This is a genomic window from Mesorhizobium sp. M0047 (assembly GCF_040323315.1).
Taxonomy (GTDB): Bacteria; Pseudomonadota; Alphaproteobacteria; order Rhizobiales; family Rhizobiaceae; genus Mesorhizobium.
In genome coordinates this window covers 95001-100000 of record NZ_JAMYUW010000017.1, presented here as the reverse complement: position 1 = coordinate 100000, position 5000 = coordinate 95001, and the positions used below count along the sequence as shown (strand labels likewise).

Annotated in this window: 2 protein-coding genes, 1 tRNA gene, 2 rRNA genes and 1 pseudogene (1 of these 6 only partly in view); 1 reads left to right on the top strand and 5 read right to left on the bottom strand. The window is 55.5% G+C overall.

The window, feature by feature from the left end; all coding sequences use genetic code 11:
* Positions 1 to 170 precede the first annotated feature (170 nt).
* The 5 genes and pseudogenes from NKJ89_RS18240 to NKJ89_RS18220 all read right to left on the bottom strand — a co-directional run bounded on the left by NKJ89_RS18240 (position 171) and on the right by NKJ89_RS18220 (position 4739).
* Positions 171 to 446 carry a type II toxin-antitoxin system RelE/ParE family toxin gene (locus tag NKJ89_RS18240; protein WP_352604446.1) on the bottom strand — a complete coding sequence of 92 codons (276 nt, stop codon included), beginning with the start codon at positions 444 to 446 and terminating at the stop codon, positions 171 to 173.
* A 15-nt stretch (positions 447 to 461) separates the two neighbouring features.
* Positions 462 to 727, bottom strand: a pseudogene (locus NKJ89_RS18235) (type II toxin-antitoxin system ParD family antitoxin).
* Positions 728 to 1272: 545 nt separating this feature from the next.
* Positions 1273 to 1349, bottom strand: a tRNA-Met gene (locus NKJ89_RS18230).
* 174 nt (positions 1350 to 1523) lie between these two features.
* Positions 1524 to 1638: ribosomal RNA gene (gene rrf, locus NKJ89_RS18225) — 5S ribosomal RNA — on the bottom strand.
* Between the two features lie 279 nt (positions 1639 to 1917).
* Positions 1918 to 4739: ribosomal RNA gene (locus NKJ89_RS18220) — 23S ribosomal RNA — on the bottom strand.
* On the opposite strand from NKJ89_RS18220, the gene NKJ89_RS18215 reads away from it, so the two are divergent.
* A protein-coding gene (locus NKJ89_RS18215) for a hypothetical protein (RefSeq protein ID WP_352604444.1) crosses the window boundary here: on the top strand, positions 4734 to 5000 show its 5' portion. The gene runs 75 nt beyond the window's last position; only the first 267 of its 342 coding nucleotides appear in the window; the start codon lies at positions 4734 to 4736; its stop codon lies beyond the right edge, outside the window. The two genes, NKJ89_RS18220 and NKJ89_RS18215, sit on opposite strands and share 6 nt — an antisense overlap.

The following is a 5000-nucleotide window of genomic DNA, read 5'->3' as shown; positions in this document are numbered from 1 at the left end:
TCCACGAGGCCGAAATTCGTGAGCTGGCTTGGCTGAATTGTGAGCGGTGTTCTGCCGCCAACCATTCCCGTGATGCGCCCCGAGGTCTCGGCGCTGAACGTGCATCATCGGCTTGAAAAACAACTGTTGCGCCTCGGTGGCCGCAAAGCAATTCCCTACCGGAGCGTCATTTAGAGCCGGTCCTCGAGCAATTCCGGCGTGATGTTCCGGCCAGCGTAAAAGATGCCCAGGATCAGCACCCGCTCGCCCTCGGCGGCAAAGGCAATGCTGACGGCACGCCCAGGCATGATCTCGACCCGTTCGGTATCCCGCTGTGGAAAAGTCGACAGACCGAGACAATGGTCTCGGATACCCACAACAAAATTCCAGGCGATCGCAGGTGACGCACGTTCGGCTATGTCATCATAGCCGTTCCAGCTCGGCTTCCGCTCTGGGATGGAAGACAATCCGATATTCCACCCCTACCTGGCTTTCGCCTGCTTCGCGCGATGTCGCGCCTCCAGCCGGGAGAAGACCGTTTCGGCAGGGATGCCCTTCGCCGTATCTCGCTGAAGCTCGGCCAGCCGCGCCGGTACGTCTTCGCGCAGCCACCTCTCCCGCCCCGCCTCGAAATCCTCAAGCATGCGCAGGCCCGCGCGGACAACCTCGCTGGCATTGTTGTAGCGGCCTGATTCGAGCTGCTCCTGATGAAGCTCTCATAGTGGTCATTCAAAGCGTAATTTGGCATTAGCAACCTCCTGCAGGGGATATGGGGGCGCATGGAGGTAGCAATAGAACCCGATTTCACCTTGCCGCGATTCGCCGGCAATAGAATCGCTCTGTCGCTTGATTCGGCATGACCGAAATGCTGCCTCGGCCACGAGGGCCCCGCGATCGAGGATCGACGCGCAAGCTGATGCCGGGTGTGATTCTTTTGTGGCAGCCGTGCGCGAGAGGGGTGCAAAATTCAACCGGCTAAAATTTGTTTCGTATTTGGTGCTGGTCTTTGAGCCGGTGCCTTCAGCCTATGGCCCGCAGAGCGAGGCTGCCTTGTCAGCATCGGCATCGCCGACGCGCCAGGCAGCAAGCCCGGAAATAGGATCTCATCTTTTGCCGCGCTATACCGGCCTTCTGCGCTTCAATCCTTGGACCTGGTCAGGCATGAGAGGCAAGAAGCCCGCCGGCTTGGAGCTTGACGGGCCTTGCGTGCGGTTGAGCCGAGTGGATCGACGGCCTTGCGCGGCTTCAAAACGCAGACAGCCCGCGTTGAGCGGGCCGTTTGCGTTTGAAGTGTGGTTGCGGGGACAGGATTTGAACCTGTGACCTTCAGGTTATGAGCCTGACGAGCTACCGGGCTGCTCCACCCCGCGTCGAGGTTTGGAAGTATGCGCAGGCCTACGAACAGGATGGCCTACAGATAGGTATATGGCTCACCAAATGAAAGGGCCGCTTTCGCGGCCCGGGTTCCCGTTGGCGGGCCTAATCATAAAGAGAAGATTTCTCTCACATCCGATTTGGATGTGAGATCAACGTGCGTTTAGCAGACCTGGCAGCGACCTACTCTCCCGCGTCTTGAGACGAAGTACCATCAGCGCTGGAGCGTTTCACGGCCGAGTTCGGAATGGGATCGGGTGCAGCCGCTCCGCCATAACCACCAGGTCGGCAAAACGCACGTTGTTCGAGAAGCTGTTTTTTAGCGAATAGCCAATAGTGAGTAGCGAATAGGGATCCTATTTGCTGCTTTCTCTGAGCTGTTCGCTGGTCTTTTTTGTGCCTTCACAGTTCTTTGGGTCCTGGCGCCTTTCGAAGCGATGCTTCGCAAGGTCGACCGACCGCCGGCGCTGATGCGCCGCACTCACGTAGCGCCGCCCGCAGGGCGGAACGAGCGTGAGTGAGAACAGACCATTTGACTTCGTCAAATGGGCATAAGGAATGAGAACGATCAAGCCGATCGAACTATTAGTACCGGTAAGCTTCAAGCGTTGCCGCTCTTCCACACCCGGCCTATCAACGTGGTCGTCTTCCACGGTTCTCAGGGAATACTCGTTTTAAGGTGGGTTTCCCGCTTAGATGCCTTCAGCGGTTATCCCGTCCGGATATAGCTACCCTGCTATGCGGCTGGCGCCACAACAGGTCCACCAGAGATCCGTCCATCCCGGTCCTCTCGTACTAGGGACAGATCCTTTCAATATTCCTACACCCACGGCAGATAGGGACCGAACTGTCTCACGACGTTCTGAACCCAACTCACGTACCGCTTTAAATGGCGAACAGCCATACCCTTGGGACCTGCTCCAGCCCCAGGATGCGATGAGTCGACATCGAGGTGCCAAACAACCCCGTCGATATGGACTCTTGGGGGTCATCAGCCTGTTATCCCCGGCGTACCTTTTATCCGTTGAGCGATGGCCCTTCCACGCGGGACCACCGGATCACTATGACCGACTTTCGTCTCTGCTCGACTTGTCAGTCTCGCAGTCAGGCAGGCTTATGCCATTGCACTCAGCGAACGATTTCCGACCGTTCTGAGCCCACCATCGCGCGCCTCCGTTACTCTTTAGGAGGCGACCGCCCCAGTCAAACTACCCACCATACATTGTCCCGGACCCGGATAACGGGCCGCGGTTAGACATCCATAGTAATAAGGGTGGTATTTCAAGGGTGGCTCCACCTGAGCTGGCGCCCAGGCTTCAAAGCCTACCACCTATCCTACACATGCCACTACGAATGCCAATGTAAAGCTATAGTAAAGGTGCACGGGGTCTTTCCGTCTAACCGCAGGAACCCCGCATCTTCACGGGGAATTCAATTTCACTGAGTCTATGCTGGAGACAGCGGGGAAGTCGTTACGCCATTCGTGCAGGTCGGAACTTACCCGACAAGGAATTTCGCTACCTTAGGACCGTTATAGTTACGGCCGCCGTTTACTGGGGCTTCGATTCAGAGCTTGCACCCCTCCTCTTAACCTTCCAGCACCGGGCAGGCGTCAGACCCTATACGTCGTCTTGCGACTTCGCAGAGCCCTGTGTTTTTGATAAACAGTCGCTACCCCCTGGTCTGTGCCACCCTCCTCTACTTGCGTAGAAAAGGGTCACGCTTCTTCCGAAGTTACGCGTGCAATTTGCCGAGTTCCTTCAGCATAGTTCTCTCAAGCGCCTTGGTATACTCTACCAGACCACCAGTGTCGGTTTCGGGTACGGTTTATAAGGAGGAGCTATTTCCTGGAACCACGCAGCAGCCCGTTCAATCCGATAAGATTGGACTACCTCAATGATCCGTCACTACCTCCAAGCCCACGAATATTAACGTGGTTCCCATCGACTACGCGTTTCCGCCTCGTCTTAGGGGCCGGCTAACCCTGCTCAGATTAGCTTTAAGCAGGAACCCTTGGTCTTTCGGCGGGGGAGTCTCTCACTCCCCTTACGTTACTCATGTCAGCATTCGCACTTCTGATACCTCCACCACCCCTCACGGGTATGGCTTCATCAGCTTACAGAACGCTCCGCTACCGCTTGGCCCTTGCGGACCAAACCCTAAGCTTCGGTGTATGGCTTTAGCCCCGTTACATTTTCGGCGCAAAGACCCTTATTTAGACCAGTGAGCTGTTACGCTTTCTTTAAATGATGGCTGCTTCTAAGCCAACATCCTGGTTGTTTTGGGATCCTCACATCCTTTCCCACTTAGCCATAACTTGGGGACCTTAGCTGTAGGTCAGGGTTGTTTCCCTTTTCACGACGGACGTTAGCACCCGCCGTGTGTCTGCCGACTAGTACTCCCAGGTATTCGGAGTTTGGTTAGGTTTGGTAATCCGGTGAGGACCCCTAGCCCATCCAGTGCTCTACCCCCTGGGGTATTCGGTCGACGCTCTACCTAAATAGATTTCGCGGAGAACCAGCTATTTCCGAGTTTGATTGGCCTTTCACCCCTAGCCACAAGTCATCCCGAACTATTGCAACAGTTATGGGTTCGGTCCTCCAGTAAGTGTTACCTTACCTTCAACCTGCTCATGGCTAGATCACTCGGTTTCGGGTCTAATGCGACGAACTGAACGCCCTGTTCAGACTCGCTTTCGCTGCGCCTACACCTAGCGGTTTAAGCTTGCTCGTCACACTAAGTCGCTGACCCATTATACAAAAGGTACGTGGTCACCCAGGACGAACCTTGGGCTTCCACTGTTTGTAGGCAATCGGTTTCAGGTACTCTTTCACTCCCCTTGTCGGGGTGCTTTTCACCTTTCCCTCACGGTACTAGTTCGCTATCGGTCATGCACGAGTACTTAGGCTTGGAGGGTGGTCCCCCCAATTTCAGACAGGATTTCACGTGTCCCGCCTTACTCGAGGACGATTGATCGCATTACGCGTACGGGGCTGTCACCCACTATGGCCCTACTTTCCAGAAGGTTCCGCTTGTCTCTCAATCGCCACTGGCCTGGTCCGGGTTCGCTCGCCACTACTTCCGGAGTCTCGGTTGATGTCCTTTCCTACGGGTACTTAGATGTTTCAGTTCCCCGCGTTCGCCACTTTACCCCTATGTATTCAGGGTAAGTTACCTATTATCGATACTTGGAAACCACAGCAGCAAGTCGGCCTTGCGACCTTCCGGCTGCTCTGATTTTCCAAGTACCTTAGGTGGGTTTCCCCATTCGGAAATCTACGGATCAAAGGGTATTCGCACCTCCCCGTAGCTTATCGCAGCGTATCACGTCCTTCATCGCCTGTGCATGCCAAGGCATCCACCAATTGCCCTTAAGACACTTGATCGTTCTCATTGCCAATGCCCACCCGCGCAATTCCGAAGGAATTGTCGCTTCAGCCAACCCCTTCCAGGATCAGCGTCCGCGCAATCCCGAAGGGATCGTCGCCTGGGCCAAATCCTGTGCGGGATTTAGCCCGATGTCATTGGCACAAAAAGACCAGCTTCTCGAGATCGGTTCGAGGGTGCGGTTAGGCAAGCCCATCATATGCGGGAGATTGAGCGTCTCCCGCGACAAATCACAAACCTTTTGGGCTCATGAAGTTCGA